The 16569-nt window shown below is 72.3% G+C and carries 15 protein-coding genes; 12 read left to right on the top strand and 3 right to left on the bottom strand.

What is annotated here, in order from left to right:
* The first annotated feature begins 55 nt into the window (after positions 1–55).
* Genes ACIBK9_RS46245 through ACIBK9_RS46235 form a run of 3 tightly spaced genes read left to right on the top strand, consistent with a single transcriptional unit; the run spans position 56 to position 3583 of the window.
* The gene (locus ACIBK9_RS46245) at positions 56–373 is read left to right on the top strand and encodes an L-rhamnose mutarotase (RefSeq protein WP_397165401.1); all 318 of its coding nucleotides are present in this window, start codon (positions 56–58) and stop codon (positions 371–373) included.
* A gap of 10 nt (positions 374–383) precedes the next feature.
* Positions 384–1538 carry an L-rhamnose isomerase gene (rhaI, locus tag ACIBK9_RS46240; protein ID WP_387665220.1) on the top strand — a complete coding sequence of 385 codons (1155 nt, stop codon included), beginning with the start codon at positions 384–386 and terminating at the stop codon, positions 1536–1538.
* Between the two features lie 5 nt (positions 1539–1543).
* Positions 1544–3583 (top strand): bifunctional aldolase/short-chain dehydrogenase, encoded by a 2040-nt coding sequence (locus ACIBK9_RS46235; RefSeq protein WP_397165399.1) that lies wholly within the window; start codon positions 1544–1546, stop codon positions 3581–3583.
* A gap of 15 nt (positions 3584–3598) precedes the next feature.
* On the opposite strand, the gene ACIBK9_RS46230 is transcribed toward ACIBK9_RS46235, so the two are convergent.
* Positions 3599–4138 (bottom strand): hypothetical protein, encoded by a 540-nt coding sequence (locus ACIBK9_RS46230; RefSeq protein WP_397165398.1) that lies wholly within the window; start codon positions 4136–4138, stop codon positions 3599–3601.
* A gap of 164 nt (positions 4139–4302) precedes the next feature.
* On the opposite strand from ACIBK9_RS46230, the gene argC reads away from it, so the two are divergent.
* From argC to ACIBK9_RS46190, 8 genes are all read left to right on the top strand, one after another.
* Positions 4303–5325, top strand: a complete 1023-nt coding sequence (gene argC / locus ACIBK9_RS46225) for an N-acetyl-gamma-glutamyl-phosphate reductase (protein WP_397165396.1) — start codon at positions 4303–4305, stop codon at positions 5323–5325.
* Complete coding sequence (gene argJ / locus ACIBK9_RS46220) at positions 5322–6473, top strand: bifunctional glutamate N-acetyltransferase/amino-acid acetyltransferase ArgJ (RefSeq protein ID WP_397165394.1); 1152 nt, start codon at positions 5322–5324, stop codon at positions 6471–6473. The genes argC and argJ overlap by 4 nt, the downstream gene beginning before the upstream one ends.
* A complete protein-coding gene (gene argB, locus ACIBK9_RS46215; RefSeq protein WP_364340797.1) occupies positions 6470–7345 on the top strand; it encodes an acetylglutamate kinase in 876 nt (291 codons plus the stop codon). Before argJ ends, argB begins: the two co-directional genes overlap by 4 nt.
* On the top strand, positions 7342–8508 hold the full coding sequence (locus tag ACIBK9_RS46210) for an acetylornithine transaminase (RefSeq protein WP_397165392.1): 1167 nt from the start codon (positions 7342–7344) through the stop codon (positions 8506–8508). Before argB ends, ACIBK9_RS46210 begins: the two co-directional genes overlap by 4 nt.
* Entirely contained in the window at positions 8505–9425 is a 921-nt protein-coding gene (argF, locus tag ACIBK9_RS46205) for an ornithine carbamoyltransferase (protein ID WP_397165391.1), read from the top strand. Before ACIBK9_RS46210 ends, argF begins: the two co-directional genes overlap by 4 nt.
* Complete coding sequence (locus tag ACIBK9_RS46200) at positions 9422–9931, top strand: arginine repressor (RefSeq protein WP_352330310.1); 510 nt, start codon at positions 9422–9424, stop codon at positions 9929–9931. Before argF ends, ACIBK9_RS46200 begins: the two co-directional genes overlap by 4 nt.
* Positions 9932–10009: 78 nt before the next feature.
* On the top strand, positions 10010–11431 hold the full coding sequence (argH, locus tag ACIBK9_RS46195) for an argininosuccinate lyase (RefSeq protein WP_358285899.1): 1422 nt from the start codon (positions 10010–10012) through the stop codon (positions 11429–11431).
* Positions 11413–12183 carry a DNA-3-methyladenine glycosylase gene (locus ACIBK9_RS46190; protein ID WP_397165388.1) on the top strand — a complete coding sequence of 257 codons (771 nt, stop codon included), beginning with the start codon at positions 11413–11415 and terminating at the stop codon, positions 12181–12183. Before argH ends, ACIBK9_RS46190 begins: the two co-directional genes overlap by 19 nt.
* Here the strand turns inward: ACIBK9_RS46190 and ACIBK9_RS46185 are convergent.
* Complete coding sequence (locus ACIBK9_RS46185; protein WP_352330053.1) at positions 12123–12524, bottom strand: PH domain-containing protein; 402 nt, start codon at positions 12522–12524, stop codon at positions 12123–12125. The genes ACIBK9_RS46190 and ACIBK9_RS46185 overlap by 61 nt on opposite strands.
* Before the next feature lie 87 nt (positions 12525–12611).
* Here ACIBK9_RS46185 and tyrS point away from each other — a divergent pair, with 87 nt between their 5' ends.
* A complete protein-coding gene (gene tyrS / locus ACIBK9_RS46180) occupies positions 12612–13877 on the top strand; it encodes a tyrosine--tRNA ligase (protein WP_352330051.1) in 1266 nt (421 codons plus the stop codon).
* Positions 13878–14024: 147 nt separating this feature from the next.
* On the opposite strand, the gene ACIBK9_RS46175 is transcribed toward tyrS, so the two are convergent.
* A complete protein-coding gene (locus ACIBK9_RS46175) occupies positions 14025–15662 on the bottom strand; it encodes a glycosyltransferase family 39 protein (RefSeq protein ID WP_397165385.1) in 1638 nt (545 codons plus the stop codon).
* Between the last annotated feature and the right edge of the window lie 907 nt (positions 15663–16569).

The raw sequence follows: 16569 nt of genomic DNA, 5'->3' as shown, positions 1-16569 counted from the left end.
CGTGTGATCGTAGTTTCCTCCGCGACAGATTAAAACGTTTTGAAGAGGGGTGACCGTGCGACGCGTCTGCTTCCTGCTCAAGGTCCGTCCCGAGCGGCTGGCGGAGTACCGCGAACGCCACCGGGCCGTCTGGCCGGACATGCTCGACGCGCTGCGCCGCGCCGGCTGGCACAACTACTCGCTCTTCCTGCGCGCCGACGGCCTGCTGGTCGGCTACCTGGAGACCGCCGACTTCGAGGCCGCCAGGAAGGCGATGGAGGCCACCGAGGTCAACGCCCGCTGGCAGGCCGAGATGGCGCCCTTCTTCGAAGACCTCGACGGCCGGCCCGACGAGGGCATGCGGCCGCTGGACGAAGTGTTCCACCTGGACTGATCGGGAAGTCATGACCACTGACATCAAGGCCGCCCTGCGCGCGCTGCACATCGAGACGCCCTCGTGGGCGTACGGCAACAGCGGCACCCGGTTCAAGGTGTTCGCGCAGCGGGGCGTGCCGCGCGACCCGTACGAGAAACTGGCCGACGCCGCCCAGGTGCACGCCCACACCGGCGTCGCGCCCACGGTCGCCCTGCACATCCCCTGGGACAAGGTGGCCGACTACGGCCACCTGGCCGCCCACGCCCGCGAGCTCGGCGTCGGCATCGGCGCGATCAACTCCAACGTCTTCCAGGACGACGCCTACATGCTCGGCAGCGTCACCAACCCCGACCCGGCGGTCCGCCGCAAGGCGCTGGCGCACCTGCTGGAGTGCGTGGACATCATGGACGCCACCGGCTCGGACACCCTCAAGCTCTGGTTCTCCGACGGCACCAACTACCCCGGCCAGGACGACATCCGCGCCCGCCAGGACCGCCTGGCCGAGGCCCTGTCCGCGGTGTACGCCCGGCTCGGCGAGGGACAGCGCTTCCTGCTGGAGTACAAGCTGTTCGAGCCCGCCTTCTACACCACCGACGTGCCCGACTGGGGCACCGCCTACGCCCACTGCCTCAGGCTCGGCCCCAAGGCGCAGGTCGTCGTGGACACCGGCCACCACGCGCCGGGCGTCAACATCGAGTTCATCGTGGCGTTCCTGCTGCGCGAGGGGAAGCTCGGCGGCTTCGACTTCAACTCCCGCTTCTACGCCGACGACGACCTCATGGTGGGCGCGGCCGACCCGTTCCAGCTCTTCCGCATCATGTACGAGGTCGTGCGCGGAGGCGGTCTGGCGGCGGGCGTGGCGTTCATGCTCGACCAGTGCCACAACATCGAGCCCAAGATCCCCGGCCAGATCCGCTCGGTCATGAACGTCCAGGAGGCCACGGCCAAGGCGCTGCTCGTCGACCGGGACGCGCTGGCCGCCGCCCAGGCCGGGGGAGACGTGCTGGGCGCGAACGCCGTGCTCATGGACGCCTACAACACCGACGTGCGGCCGCTGCTCGCCGAACTGCGCGAGGAGACGGGCCTCGCGCCCGACCCGATGGCCGCGTACGCCAAGTCCGGATATTTCGAGAAAATCGCTGCCGAGCGCGTCGGCGGCACGCAGGCCGGCTGGGGGGCCTGACCATCATGGACGTCATCAACGAGCTCCTGGACCGCTCCCACCGCCTGGGCGCCGACCCGCGCAACACCAACTTCGCCGGCGGCAACACCTCCGCCAAGGGCCGCGCCGCCGACCCGGTCACCGGCCAGGACGTCGACCTGCTCTGGGTCAAGGGCTCCGGCGGCGACCTCGGCACGCTCAAGGAGGCGGGGCTGGCCGTCCTGCGCCTGGACCGCCTGCGCGCGCTGGCCGCCGTGTACCCCGGCGTCGAGCGCGAGGACGAGATGGTCGCCGCCTTCGACTACTGCCTGCACGGCAGGGGCGGCGCCGCCCCCTCGATCGACACCGCCATGCACGGCCTGGTCGAGGCCGCCCACGTGGACCACCTGCACCCCGACGCCGGGATCGCCCTGGCCACCGCCCGCGACGGCGAGGAGCTGACCCGGCGCGTCTTCGGCGACCGCGTGGTGTGGGTGCCGTGGCGGCGGCCCGGCTTCCAGCTCGGCCTGGACATCGCCGCCGTCAAGGAGGCCAACCCGCAGGCCATCGGCTGCGTGCTCGGCGGCCACGGCGTCACCGCCTGGGGCGCCACCTCGCAGGAGTGCGAGGCCCGCTCCCTGGAGATCATCCGCACCGCCGAGGAGTACCTGGCCGCGAACGGCCGTCCCGACCCCTTCGGGCCGGTGCTCCACAAGCCGCTGCCCGAGGACGAACGGCACGCGCGGGCCGCCGCGCTGCTGCCGGTCGTGCGCGGGCTGGCCTCCTCCGACGCGCGGCAGGTCGGCCACTACACCGGCACCCCGGAGGTGCTGGACTTCCTCTCCCGCGCCGAGCACCCGCGCCTGGCCGCGCTCGGCACGTCCTGCCCCGACCACTTCCTGCGCACCAAGGTCGCCCCGCTGGTCCTGGACCTGCCGCCGGACGCGCCCCTGGACCAGGCGGTCGCCCGGCTGCGCGAGCTGCACGCCGCCTATCGCGCCGACTACACCGCCTACTACGAGCGCCACGCCACCCCGGACTCGCCGCCGATGCGCGGCGCGGACCCGGCGATCGTGCTGGTGCCCGGCGTCGGCATGTTCTCCTTCGGCAAGGACAAGCAGACCGCCCGCGTGGCCGGCGAGTTCTACGTCAACGCGATCAACGTCATGCGCGGCGCCGAGTCCGTCTCCGCCTACGCGCCCATCCCGGAGTCGGAGAAGTTCCGGATCGAGTACTGGGAGCTGGAGGAGGCCAAGCTGCGCCGGATGCCGAAGCCGAAGCCGCTGGCCGGGCGGGTGGCGCTGGTCACCGGCGCGGGCTCGGGCATCGGCGCGGCGACCGCGCGGCGGCTGGCCGCCGAGGGCGCGTGCGTGGTGCTCGCCGACCGCGACCAGGCCGCCGCGGGGAAGGTCGCCGCCGAGATCGGGGCCGGGGCGTACCGGGCGTCCGACGTCGCGGTGGCCGTGGAGGTGGACGTCACCTCCGAGGAGCAGGTCGTGGCCGCCGTACGGGCCGCCGTGCTCGCCTTCGGCGGCGTGGACCTGGTGGTGAACAACGCCGGCCTGTCGTTGTCGCGCTCCCTGCTGGAGACCAGCCTGGACGACTGGGACCTGCAGCACGACGTGATGGCGCGCGGCTCGTTCCTGGTCTCCCGCGAATGCGCCCGGGTGCTGATCGATCAGGCGATGGGCGGGGACATCGTCTACATCTCCTCCAAGAACGCCGTCTTCGCCGGGCCGAACAACGTCGCCTACGGCGCGGCCAAGGCCGACCAGGCCCACCAGGTCCGCCTGCTGGCCGCCGAGCTGGGCGAGCACGGCGTCCGCGTCAACGGCGTCAACCCCGACGGCGTGGTGCGCGGCTCGGGCATCTTCGCCTCCGGCTGGGGCGCCAACCGCGCGGCGGTGTACGGCGTGGAGGAGGAGCGCCTGGGCGAGTTCTACGCCCGGCGCACCCTGCTCAAGCGCGAGGTCCTGCCCGAGCACGTGGCCGCCGCGGTCTACGCGCTCACCGGCTCCGACCTGACCCACACCACGGGCCTGCACGTCCCGGTGGACGCGGGCGTCGCCGCCGCCTTCCTCAGGTGAGCCCGGGTGGCGGCCTCACGAGTAGGCCGCCACCACCCCCACGACCATCAGCAGCGCCCCGGCGGCGGTGACCACGCAGCCCGCCGCCACGGCCGCCCGCCTGGCCCGCCGCCCCGCCCCGGCCCAGTAGAGCAGCACGTAGGGCAGGAACCCGATCCCGCCCAGCCCCACCGCGGGCAGGGCCATCGCGGCCAGCACGCCCCTGGTCCCGGCCGGCGCCGCCCGGTCGCCCTCGGGCGTGAGCTGCGCCCGCGTCACGTCGCCCGCCGCGGAGTCGGGGGAGGCGTCCACCGGGACGGACGGGCCGCCGGAGTCGGGCGTGAACCGCCCCTTGCAGTCGTAACGCCCCTGGCCCAGGTCGGCGCAGGAGAGCACGGTCAGCGTCCCCGGCGTGCCGGTCCGCCCGGTGGCCAGCCGGAAGTCCTGGACCGACAGCACCGCCGGCAGCACGCAGATCCCCACCCACAGCAGCACGATGACGGCGCGCCCGAACGGCCCGGGACCGGGCCCGCGCGACGGGGTGACGAAGGTGAGATCGGGCAGGAAGTCGCTCATGCCCGGCAGCATCCCGCCCGCCACTTGGGATTGGCCTGGAAAGGACTGGGACATGGACCCGTCACCGGCGCGGGCCGTCCCGGCTTGCATAATCATCCTCTTGAGTGCATCATCTTCACAAGCAAGGTCATGAGACAGGGTGCATAGTTATGCAGGAGGGCCGGATGAGAGCAGCGATCGCGGGAGCCAGCGGCTACGCCGGAGGTGAGCTGCTCCGCCTCCTGCTCGGCCATCCCGAGTTCGAGATCGGCGCGCTCACCGCGGCCTCCAGCGCCGGCAGCCTGCTCGGCGCCCACCAGCCGCACCTGCCGCAGCTCGCCGACCGCGTTCTGGAGGAGACCACGCCGGGCGTGCTCGCCGGGCACGACGTGGTCTTCCTCGCGCTGCCGCACGGCCACTCGGCCGCCGTCGCCGCCGAGCTCGGCGAGGACACGATCGTGGTCGACTGCGGCGCCGACCACCGGCTCGCCGACCCCGCGGCCTGGCAGGAGTTCTACGGCGGCGACCACGCCGGCACCTGGCCCTACGGCCTGCCCGAGCTGCCCGGCCAGCGCGAGGTGCTGCGCACGGCCCGGCGCGTCGCCGTCCCCGGCTGCTACCCGACCTCGGTGCTGCTGGCCCTGTGGCCCGCCTTCGCCGCGGGCCTGGCCGGTCCCGACGTCGTCGTGGTGGCCGCCAGCGGCACCAGCGGCGCGGGCAAGGCGGCCAAGCCCCACCTGCTGGGCAGCGAGGTCATGGGCTCGGTCAGCGCGTACGGCGTGGGCGGCGTCCACCGCCACACCCCCGAGATGGAGCAGGGGCTGTCCGCCGTCGCCGGCGCCCCCGTACGCGTCTCCTTCACCCCCACCCTGGCGCCCATGAGCCGCGGCATCCTGGCCACCTGCACCGCCCCCGCCGCCCCCGGCCTCACCCGCGAGTCGCTGCGCACCGCCTACGAGGTCGCGCTCAAGGCCGAGCCGTTCGTCCGGCTCCTGCCCGAGGGCGTCTGGCCGGCCACCTCCATGACGTACGGCGCCAACACCGCCGCCCTCCAGGTGACGCTCGACGAGCGCGCCGGCCGCGTGGTCGCCGTCATCGCCATCGACAACCTCACCAAGGGCACGGCCGGAGGCGCCGTCCAGAGCGTCAACCTCGCCCTCGGCCTGCCGGAAGAGCTCGGCCTTCCCCTGACAGGAGTTGCTCCATGAGTGTCACCGCCCCACTGGGCTTCCGGGCCGCGGGCATCGCCGCCGGCATCAAGTCCGGCGACGCCCGCGACCTGGCCCTCGTCGTCAACGACGGGCCCAGCCGCGCCGCCGCGGGCGTCTTCACCGCCAACCGCGTCAAGGCCGCTCCCGTGCTCTGGTCGCAGCAGGTCCTGGCGGGCGGGCGGCTGCGCGCGGTGGTGCTCAACTCCGGCGGCGCCAACGCCTGCACCGGCCCCGAGGGCTTCCAGGACACCCACGCCACCGCCGAGAAGGTCGCCGAGGTCATCGGCGACAGCGCCGGCGAGATCGCGGTCTGCTCCACCGGCCTGATCGGCGAGCGGCTGCCGATGGAGGCCCTGCTGACCGGCGTCCAGACCGCCGCGGGCCAGCTCTCCCGCGACGGCGGCCTGGCCGCCGCCGACGCCATCCGCACCACCGACACCGTCTCCAAGATCTCCTTCAAGCGGGCCGACGGCTACATGGTCGGCGGCATGGCCAAGGGCGCCGGCATGCTCGCCCCCGCCCTGGCCACCATGCTCTGCGTGATCACCACCGACGCCGACCTGACCAGCGAGGAGCTCGACACGGCGTTGCGCGCCGCCACGGCGACCACCTTCGACCGGCTCGACTCCGACGGCTGCATGTCCACCAACGACACCGTGCTGCTGCTGGCCAGCGGCGCCGCCGGGGTCAGGCCCGACCTGGCCGAGTTCGGGCAGAAGGTGCAGGAGGTCTGCGCCGACCTGGCCAGGCAGCTGCTCGTGGACGCCGAGGGCGCCTCCAAGGCGATCGCCGTCGAGGTCGTCGGCGCCGCCTGCGAGGACGACGCCGTCGAGGTGGGCCGCACCGTCGCCCGATCCAACCTGCTCAAGTGCGCCATCCACGGCGAGGACCCCAACTGGGGCCGCGTCCTGGCCGCCGTCGGCACGACGAAGGCCGCCTTCGAGCCCGACCGCGTCAACGTCGCCATCAACGGCATCTGGATCTGCCGCGACGGCTCCGTCGGCGACGACCGCTCCAAGGTCGACATGCGCCCCAGGGACGTGACGATCACCATCGACCTGTCGGCCGGCCGCCACAGCGCCACGATCCACACCACGGACCTGACCGCCGAGTACGTCCACGAGAACTCGGCGTACTCCTCGTGAGGGCCGTCACCGCGGCCACCAAGGCCGAGGCGCTGATCGAGGCGCTGCCCTGGCTGACCCGCTTCCACGGCGCGACCGTCGTCATCAAGTACGGCGGCAACGCCATGACCGACGAGTCCCTCAAGGAGGGCTTCGCCGAGGACGTCGTGTTCCTGCACCACGCCGGCCTGCGCCCGGTCGTCGTCCACGGCGGCGGCCCGCAGATCAGCAGCGCCCTCGACAGACACGGCATCGAGTCCACCTTCACCGCCGGCCTGCGCGTCACCACGCCCGAGGCCATGCAGGTCGTCAGGATGGTCCTGGTCGGCCAGGTGGGCCGCGACATCGTCGGCCTGGTCAACCGGCACGGCCCGTTCGCCGTCGGCATGTCCGGCGAGGACGCCTGCCTGTTCACCGCCGAGCGCAAGCCCGCGCTCGTCGACGGCGAGCCGGTGGACATCGGCCAGGTCGGCGAGATCGTCAAGGTCGATCCGGGCGCGGTGCGCGCGCTGATCGACGACGGCCGCATCCCGGTCGTCTCCAGCGTCGCCGCCGGCGTCGACGGAGAGATCTACAACGTGAACGCGGACACCGCGGCCGCCGCGCTGGCCGTGGCGCTCGGCGCGCAGAAGCTGATCGTCCTCACCGACGTCGAGGGCCTGTACGCCAACTGGCCCGACGACACCGACGTGATCGACCAGCTCGACGCCGACGAGCTGGAGAAGCTGCTGCCCACGCTGTCCAGCGGCATGGTCCCCAAGATGGAGGCGTGCCTGACCGCCGTGCGCGGGGGAGTGCCCCAGGCGCACGTCCTCGACGGCCGCGTGCCCCACTCGATGCTGCTGGAAATCTTCACCAACGAAGGAATCGGAACCATGGTGATGCCCTCATGAGCCTCCACGAGCGGTTCGAGCAGGCATTCATGCCCAACTACGGCGTCCCCCCGATCGCCCTGGCCCGCGGCGAGGGCACCCGCGTCTGGGACGTCGACGGCAAGGAGTACCTCGACTTCATCGGCGGCATCGCGGTCAGCTCGCTCGGCCACGCCCACCCCGCCCTGGTCGAGGCCGTCTCCAAGCAGGTCGCCACGCTCGCCCACACCAGCAACCTGTTCCTGCACGAGCCCGAGGTGCTGCTCGCCGAGCGGCTGCTCGGCCTGCTCAACGCGCCCGCCCGGATCTTCTTCGCCAACTCCGGCACCGAGGCCAACGAGGCCGCCTACAAGCTCGCCCTCAAGTACGGCAAGCGTGAGGGCCGCTCCTACTTCGTGGCCGCCGAGAACGGCTTCCACGGCCGCACGATCGGCGCCCTGTCGCTGACCGGCAAGAAGGCCATCCGCGACCAGTTCGGCCCGTTCCCCGTCGACGTGCGCTTCGTCCCGTACGGCGACGCCGACGCGCTCAAAGAGGCGGTGACCGGCGACTGCATCGCGGTGTTCCTGGAGCCGACGCAGGGCGAGGCCGGCGTCGTCCCGCCGCCCGAGGGCTACTTCGAGGCCGCCCGCGAGATCTGCGACGCCACCGGCGCGCTGCTGGTCGCCGACGAGATCCAGTCGGCGATCGGCCGTACCGGCCACTGGTTCGCCCACCAGGCCGACGGCGTCACCCCCGACATCCTGACCCTGGCCAAGGGCCTCGGCGGCGGCCTGCCGATCGGCGCGTGCGTCGGGTTCGGCGAGGCCGGCCGGCTGTTCGACAAGGGCGACCACGGCTCGACGTTCGGCGGCAACCCCGTCTCGTGCGCGGCGGCGCTGGCCGTGCTGGACTACCTCGACCTCGACCACGTCAAGTCGGTCGCCGCCGGGCTGCGCGGCGGCCTGGAGGCCGTCCGCCACCCGCTGCTGAAGGGCGTGCGCGGGCGCGGGCTGTGGCTGGCCGCCGTCCTGACGGAGGAGCGGTCCGCGCGCGTGCAGCAGGCCGCCGCCGAGGCGGGCTTCCTGGTCAACGCCCTCCAGCCGGACGCCGTACGCCTCGCGCCGCCGCTCGTGGTCACCCACGAGGAGGTGACCGCCTTCGTCGAGGCGTTCCCCGCGATCCTCGAGGAGGCGTCGGCGTGACCAGGCACTTCTTGCGGGATGACGACCTGACGCCGGAGGAGCAGACGGAGGTCCTCGACCTGGCCGCGGCGATGAAGAAGGACCGGTTCGGCTACCGGCCGTTCGAGGGCCCGAAGACGGTCGCCGTCCTGTTCGACAAACCCTCGGCCCGCACCCGCGTCTCCTTCCACACCGGCATCGGCGAGCTCGGCGGCCTGCCGCTCGTCGTGGACAACGTCGCGGTGCTGATGGGCAGGGGCGAGCCGACCGCCGACATCGCCCGCGTGCTCGACCGCCAGGTGGCCGCCATCGTGTGGCGCACCACCGGGCAGCGACTCGTCGAGGAGATGGCCGCCGCCTCGGCGGTGCCCGTCGTCAACGCGCTCACCGACGACTTCCACCCCTGCCAGATCCTCGCCGACCTGCAGACCGTCCGCGAGCGGCTGGGCGGCACGGCCGGGCTGACGCTGACCTACGTCGGCGACGGCGCCAACAACATGGCCCACTCCTACCTGCTCGGCGGCGCCACGGCCGGCATGCACGTACGGATCGCCGCCCCGGCCGGCTACCAGCCCGACGCCGTGATTCTCGGCCAGGCCGCCGCCGTCGCGGCCAGGACCGGCGGATCGGTGGCCGCGATGACCGACCCGGCCGCCGCCGTCCAGGGGGCGCACGTGATCGCCACCGACACGTGGGTGTCCATGGGACAGAGCGGCGAGCAGGAGCGGGCGGCGGCGTTCGCGCCGTACCAGGTGAACGCCGGGCTGCTGGAGCACGCCGCGCCCGAGGCGATCGTCCTGCACTGCCTGCCCGCCTACCGCGGCAAGGAGATCACCGCCGACGTCCTCGACGGGCCGGCCAGCGTCGTGTGGGACCAGGCGGAGAACCGGCTGCACGCCCAGAAGGCCCTGCTCCACTGGCTGGTGACCCGCGGATGACCATCCCGATGACCAAGGCCGCGCGGCAGGCGAAGATCACCGACCTGCTGCAGCGCAAGGCCGTGCGCTCCCAGCCGGAGCTGGCCAAGCTGCTGGCCGAGAGCGGCGTCGAGGTCACCCAGGCCACCCTCTCCCGCGACCTGGACGAGCTCGGCGCGCTCAAGCTGCGCGCCGACGACGGCTCCCTGGTGTACGCGCTGCCCGGCGAGGGCGGCGACCGCATCCCGCTCACCAGGACGGGCGGCGGCGGCGAGACCCCGGCGGCGCGGCTGCACCGCATCGCCGAGGAACTGCTGGTGGCCGCCGAGGCCTCGGCCAACCTGGTCATGGTCCGCACCCCGCCGGGCGCCGCCCAGTTCCTCGCCTCCGCCATCGACCACGCCGACTGGGAGTCGATCCTCGGCACCGTGGCGGGCGACGACACGATCCTCGTCATCAGCCGGGATCCGGCGGGCGGCCAGGCCGTCGCCGAGGCGCTGCTGCGCGTGGCGGACCGGCGTGGCTGAACCGGTCGCCGGGATCGCGGCCGCCCCTGACGCAAAGAAGGGCTGAGTTGCACTATGGTCGCGTGGGAAATGGAGGAGATGACGGTGAGTGATGGCAAGCCGATGCGGCTGTGGGGCGGGCGCTTCGAGAGCGGTCCGTCCGACGCGCTGGCCCGGCTGTCGGTGAGCGTGCACTTCGACTGGCGGCTGGTGCCGTACGACCTGGCGGCGTCCAGGGCGCACGCCCGCGTGCTGCACAGGGCGGGGCTGCTGAGCGACGAGGAGCTCGAGCGCATGATCGGCGCGCTCGACGACCTGGAGGCCGCCTGCAAGGCGGGCGAGTTCCGCCCGACCGTGGCCGACGAGGACGTGCACACCGCGCTGGAGCGCGGCCTGCTGGAGCGGCTCGGCTCGCTCGGCGGCAAGCTGCGCGCGGGCCGCAGCCGCAACGACCAGATCGCCACCGACCTGCGCCTCTACCTCCGCGACCACGTGCGCAGCATCGTCTCCCGCCTGGTCGAGCTGGAGACCGCGCTGATGGCCCAGGCCGAGCAGCACGCCGAGACCGCCGCGCCGGGCATGACGCACCTGCAGCACGCCCAGCCCGTCTCCTTCGGCCACCAGCTCCTGGCCCACGTCCACGCCTTCACCCGCGACATCGACCGCCTCACCGACTGGGACAAGCGCGCCGCGGTCTCCCCGCTCGGCTCCGGCGCCCTGGCGGGCTCCTCGCTGCCGCTCGACCCGCAGGCCGTGGCCGAGGAGCTCGGCTTCTCCGCCGCCGCGCCCAACTCGATGGACGCCGTCGCCGACCGCGACTTCGCCGCCGAGTTCCTGTTCGACGCGGCGATGATCGGCGTGCACCTGTCGCGGCTGGGCGAGGAGATCGTCCTGTGGGCCTCGCAGGAGTTCCGCTGGATCGAGATGGACGACGCCTACTCCACCGGCTCGTCGATCATGCCCCAGAAGAAGAACCCCGACGTCGCCGAGCTGGCCCGCGGCAAGTCCGGCCGCCTGATCGGCAACCTCATGTCGATGCTCACCACGCTCAAGGGCCTGCCGCTGACCTACAACCGCGACCTGCAGGAGGACAAGGAGCCGGTGTTCGACTCGGTCGACACGCTGCTGCTCGTCCTGCCCGCGATGGCCGGGCTGGTCGCGACCATGCGCGTCAACACCGCCCGCATGGAGGCCTCGGCCCCCGACGGCTTCGCCCTGGCCACCGACCTGGCCGAGCTGCTGGTGCGGCGCGGCGTGCCGTTCCGCGACGCGCACGAGGCCGTCGGCCACCTGGTGGTCTGGTGCCAGGTCAACGACAAGGACCTCGGCGACCTGAGCGACGACGAGCTGGCCAAGGTCTCGCCGCACCTGACGCCCGACGTCCGCGACGTGCTCAACGTGCCCGGCGCGCTCGCGGCCCGCAAGGCCCACGGCGGCACCGCGCCCGACCGCGTACGCGACCAGCTCGTCGCCCTGCGCGAGGCGGTCGACGCGCAGGCGGCATGGGCCTCGGGCAACTGAGCGCCGCGCCGCTGCCGCGGAGTTTCTTCGACCGGCCCTCGCACGAGGTCGCGCCCGACCTGCTCGGACGCGTCCTCGTGCACGGCCCGGTCGCCGTCCGGCTCACCGAGGTCGAGGCGTACGGCGGCCCCGGCGAGGACCCGGCGGCCCACACCTACCGCGGCAGGACCCCCCGCAACGCCGTCATGTTCGGCCCGCCCGGCCACCTGTACGTGTACTTCACCTACGGCATGCACTTCTGCGCGAACCTCGTCTGCCTGCCCGAGGGCCACGGCTCGGCCGTGCTGGTCCGCGCCGGCGAGATCGTCGCCGGCCTGGACGAGGCCCGCACCCGCCGCACCCCCACCGGCGGCCGGGGCGGGCGGGTCCCGGACCGTGACCTCGCCCGCGGCCCCGCCCGGCTGGCCGTCGCGCTGGGCCTGCTGCGCGAGCACAACGGCCTCGACGCGATCTGGGAAGGCGCACCCGCCGCCCTCGATCCCCTGACCAGGCACTCCGGGCGGTTTGGTCACGGGCCGGAGCACGCGACCTGGCTCACCGGCCTGCCCCACGGGTCGGCCGCCGTGCTGGAAGGCCGGCCCGCCGACCCCGGCACGATCAGGTCAGGCCCGCGCACCGGCGTCTCGACCGCCAAGGAGACCCCGTGGCGGTTCTGGATCGACGGCGACCCGACCGTCTCGCCGTACCGGGCTCACGTGCCGCGCCGGCGCAGCTCCGCGGCCACCTCCGTGGGGGAGACGCCCAGCTCGTGAGCGCTGAAGACGTGCAGGTGGTCGCCGGTGTCGATCTCCAGCATCTCGCTGCGCAGCCCGAACCGCCTGCGCACGTCCACCGTGACGTCCTCGATCGCCGCCCAGGGCACGTGCCGCCGGCCGGCGAACCCGTGCACCACCGTGATCCCGTCCGCGTCGGCCGACAGCCGCACCGGCACCAGCACGTCGCGCAGCCCCATCCCGCCCACCAGCACGGCCGCCGGCACCGCGAGGATCACCCCGCGCACGTCCCCGGCCACCCACCAGAAGACGGCGAGCCCGGCGCACGCCAGAGCCCCTAAGATCTTGAAAACGGCCAGCTCGCGACGGACCCTCCACATGGACACCGAGCGTATCCAAGTGGCGCGCCGGCACACCGATCGGGCAGGCTAAAGGCACCGACTCCGACTCAGGGAAGCCACATCACCGTGACCGACATCATCGACGACCTCGCGTGGCGAGGATTGATCGCCCAGTCCACCGACCTCGACGCCCTACGCGCGTCCATGGCCAAGGCACCGATCACGGTCTATTCCGGTTTCGACCCCACAGCGCCGTCCCTGCACATCGGCCACTTCGTGCCGCTGCTCACGCTGCGCCGCCTGCAGCTCGCCGGGCACAACCCGATCGGCCTGGTCGGCGGCGCCACCGGCCTGATCGGCGACCCGAGCGGCCGCAACACCGAGCGCTCGCTCAACTCCAGCGAGATCGTCGCCGAGTGGGTGGAGCGCCTGCGCGGCCAGGTCGGCAAGTTCCTCGACTTCGACGCGGAGTCCAACCCGGCCCGCCTGGTCAGCAACCTCGACTGGACCGGTGAGCTCAGCGCCATCGACTTCCTGCGCGACATCGGCAAGCACTTCCCGGTCAACCGCATGCTCGCCAGGGAGTCGGTCTCGGCCAGGCTCGCGGGGGAGGGGCTCAGCTACACCGAGTTCAGCTACCAGATCCTGCAGTCCAACGACTACCTGGAGCTGTTCCGCCGCTACAACTGCACCCTGCAGATCGGCGGCAGCGACCAGTGGGGCAACATCACGGCGGGCGCCGACCTGATCCGCCGCATCGAGGGCGGCCACGTGCACGTCCTGACCCAGCCGCTGATCACCAAGGCCGACGGCACCAAGTTCGGCAAGACGGCGGGCGGCGCGCTCTGGCTCGATCCCGAGATGACCTCCCCGTACGCCTTCTACCAGTACTTCCTCAACTCCGACGACCGGGACGTGATCCACTACCTGAAGGTGTTCACGTTCCGCAGCCGCGAGGAGATCGAAGAGCTGGAGAAGGCGGTCGCCGAGCGTCCCTTCGCCCGCGAGGCCCAGCGCACGCTGGCCGAAGACCTCACCGAGCTGCTCCACGGCCGCGCCGAGCTGGAAGCGGTCATGGCCGCGTCGAAGGCGCTGTTCGGACAGGGGTCGCTGGAGGACCTGCCCGCCGCCACGCTGGAGGCCGCCCTGGCGGAGGTCCCCAAGGCCACCGTCGCCGAGCTCGGGGCGTCCTTCGTCGACCTGCTGGCCGACAGCGGGCTGGTCGAGTCGAAGTCGGCGGCCAGGCGCGCGGTCAAGGAGGGCGGCGCCTACCTGAACAACGTCAAGATCACCGACGAGGCGTACGTGCCCGAGGCGTCCGACCTGCTGGCGGGCCGGTTCATGGTCCTGCGCCGCGGCAAGAAGTCGATCGGCGGCGTCGAGGTCGCCTGATCCCCACCGGCGAGGCGGGCCCTCCGGGGCCCGCCTTCCGCATGGCCGGGCGGGTCCTGCGAGGCCCACCCTGTTGTATGGCGAGGCGGCCCCCCAAGGAGGCCCACTGCCGCATGGCGAGGCGGCGCCCCGGGAGGCCCCTCTGTCCTATTTCCGGGCTGACGTCCGCGTCGGCGTCCGTGCTGGTTTCCGTTCTGGCTTCCGTTCGAACAGGGCCACCGTCAGCCCCGGCAGATCCGCCGAGTGCTTGACCGACACGGGCTCGAACCCCGCCTGCCTCACCTGCGCCACCCGCGGCACGGAGTCGCCCTGCAACCCCGCCTGCTTGGTGCCCCGCCACACCACCCAGACCCGGTCGCGCCCCTTCAACGCCGCCGCGACCTCCGACCTTTCGGGGTAGCCGAACCCGTCGGCGTCCGGCACGTCCCCTGTCTTCAGTACGTCGTCCGGCATCGCCGCGTCCGCGTAGTAGTCGAACCCGGCCCGGAGCTGGCTCTGCCCGTACACGATCGCGTCCTCCGGCTCCGCCTTGACCACTCGCAACGCCCACGGGATGTTCTCGAACCGCCCGTTCTCCTCGCGTACCGTCACATGCTCGGAAGCCGCGAGCAGACCCCCCACCAGCACGAGGGCCACCCCCGCCGGCACCGGGAACCGCGGCACCCCCGCCACAGCCACCCCCGCCAGCAGCGCGAGGGCGGGCGCCGTCACGAACAGGTACCGGTCCACGTACGCCGGCGTCACCAGCTGCGAGACCGCGAGCAGCAGCAGCGGCGGCAACACCAGCCACCCCACCCCCGCAACAGCCCACCGACCACCTTCCCCGGCCACCGGATCAAGCCCCGCGAAACCGTCACCTTCCCCCCGCACCCGCTCAGCCCCCGCAGAACCGTCATCCAGCCCCCGCACCCGGTCAGGCCCCGCGGAACCGTCACCATGCCCCCACACCTGGTCAGGCTCCGCGGACCCGTCACCCTGCCCCCGAGCCTGACGAGCCCCCGCCGGCCGGCTCCCGTCGTCGCGCACCTGATCACGGCCCGCCGTCGACTTCCAGAGCACCACCGCACCGGCCAGCGCGACCGCGAACAGCAGCACCCCGGCCCCGGTCGAGCCCGCCGCCATCTTCGGGAACTTGAGCCAAACCTCCGGCCCCCGCTGCGGGATCCAGCTGATCGCGTGTCGCTCCCCGAACCCGACCAGTCCCAGCACGACCGCGGGCAGACCTCCGATCCCCAGCGCCACCGCCATCCGCATCAGCACCCCACGCCGCGCCAGGGCGAGGTGCGCGGGCACCGCCAGCACCGCGAACAGATGCGTGCAGCACACCAGCGCCACCGCCACCCCGTACGCCACCCACCTCCGCCCGCTCGGCCGCTCCACCGCCCGGTGCAGCGCCCAGAACGAGAACACCACCGCGGCCGCCGCGAACGCGTAGGACCTGGCGAAAGCCCCGTAATAGGAGACGGACGGCAGGATCGCGAACAGCGCCGCCCCGATCACGCCCGCCCGCACACTGTGCAGCCGCCTTCCGAGGTCGGCGAGGAACCAGGCCGCCACCCCGATCGCCACCGCCGACGGCAGCCGCAACCACAGCTCAGCCGTGCCGGCCTTAATCCAGAAGTGCATGAACAGGTAGTACGGCAGGAAGTGCCCGTCGATGTTCCGGGCCAACTCCCACAAGCCCGCCAGTGACCGGGAAGCCGCGCTGATGGTGGCCAGCTCGTCACCGTTCAGGGTGGCCGCCCCCGTCCCCGAGAACGCCACCGCCCCCGCGACCAAAGCCATCCACCAAGGGGCAGAGGAACGCAGACGGGTCGCAGGTCGAACCGAGGGGGCAATTGTGGCGGCAGTGGTCACCGGGGCAGAATACGCGCCCCTCCGAACCCCCGCCCTGCACTCTGGACCCGACAACCGTCCGAGCGACCTGACCTCATCACCGCCTCCACGCGCCCGTCACTGCCTTCGTCGCGAACGCGCTGGAGCACCGGCCACAGAACACAACCCCGCACCTCAGAGCAGCAAGTACTGCAGTCTCTCCCGCTCCCCGCCCGCAAGACCCCCAACGAGCCACCCCACCCCACTGCCTCCGCCACATCGGGCCGACCGCACTCTCACCTCCTACCACCCTTCTCCAACCCCCTTCGAACTCGCTGATCACCCCCTCCCACCGCCAATCGCCACCCCTCGCTGCGAGCCCGCCCTCGCCGACGATGGCTCGCGCAGCACACGGTGACGAGCACACTCATCCCGCGCTCCGCCACGCTCCCGTCCGTCGATTTGACGTGTCGTGGATCGCGACCTAATCTTTCACTTCGTCCCGGGAGCGAGCCGGACGCCGATCAGGCGGACGGGCCCCAGGACAAGCCCCTTGAGATGACAAGCCACCTCGGTCGAGGCGCTTCAACGCGCTTTGGCATGGGTTGTCCTCTGGCGCCCGAAGCACGCCGAATAATCGGTTGATTCGACAAGTGCCGGATGACACGGTAAGTTACGAGGGTTGCCTCGGAAGCGGGCATCCAATCCTAGACAGGTTTGGCCCGGTTTGTTCAAGTCTCCGGATTTGACACGAAATCGGCGGGCCTGCTAAGATTAAGAATACGAAATGAACGCCTCTGAGCGGGGATCCGGGAACGGGTTCTGGTGAGGAAGTACGCGTCCGTTTCTTGAGAACTCAACAGTGTGTTAAAAGCCA

The sequence above is a fragment of the Nonomuraea sp. NPDC050227 genome (genome assembly GCF_044459705.1).
In the GTDB taxonomy this organism is placed as follows: domain Bacteria; phylum Actinomycetota; class Actinomycetes; order Streptosporangiales; family Streptosporangiaceae; genus Nonomuraea.
This window is presented reverse-complemented; position numbering and strand designations above follow the sequence as displayed.

Bases quoted from the DNA above. Each gene is read 5' to 3' on its own strand.
- ACIBK9_RS46185 (WP_352330053.1), bottom strand. From the start codon at position 12,524: ATGTGGAGGGTCCGTCGCGAGCTGGCCGTTTTCAAGATCTTAGGGGCT.
- ACIBK9_RS46190 (WP_397165388.1), top strand. From the start codon at position 11,413: ATGGGCCTCGGGCAACTGAGCGCCGCGCCGCTGCCGCGGAGTTTCTTC.
- argJ (WP_397165394.1), top strand. From the start codon at position 5,322: ATGAGTGTCACCGCCCCACTGGGCTTCCGGGCCGCGGGCATCGCCGCC.
- ACIBK9_RS46175 (WP_397165385.1), bottom strand. From the start codon at position 15,662: ATGGCTTTGGTCGCGGGGGCGGTGGCGTTCTCGGGGACGGGGGCGGCC.
- ACIBK9_RS46200 (WP_352330310.1), top strand. From the start codon at position 9,422: ATGACCATCCCGATGACCAAGGCCGCGCGGCAGGCGAAGATCACCGAC.
- ACIBK9_RS46210 (WP_397165392.1), top strand. From the start codon at position 7,342: ATGAGCCTCCACGAGCGGTTCGAGCAGGCATTCATGCCCAACTACGGC.
- ACIBK9_RS46235 (WP_397165399.1), top strand. From the start codon at position 1,544: ATGGACGTCATCAACGAGCTCCTGGACCGCTCCCACCGCCTGGGCGCC.
- rhaI (WP_387665220.1), top strand. From the start codon at position 384: ATGACCACTGACATCAAGGCCGCCCTGCGCGCGCTGCACATCGAGACG.
- argC (WP_397165396.1), top strand. From the start codon at position 4,303: ATGAGAGCAGCGATCGCGGGAGCCAGCGGCTACGCCGGAGGTGAGCTG.
- argH (WP_358285899.1), top strand. From the start codon at position 10,010: ATGACGGTGAGTGATGGCAAGCCGATGCGGCTGTGGGGCGGGCGCTTC.
- ACIBK9_RS46230 (WP_397165398.1), bottom strand. From the start codon at position 4,138: ATGAGCGACTTCCTGCCCGATCTCACCTTCGTCACCCCGTCGCGCGGG.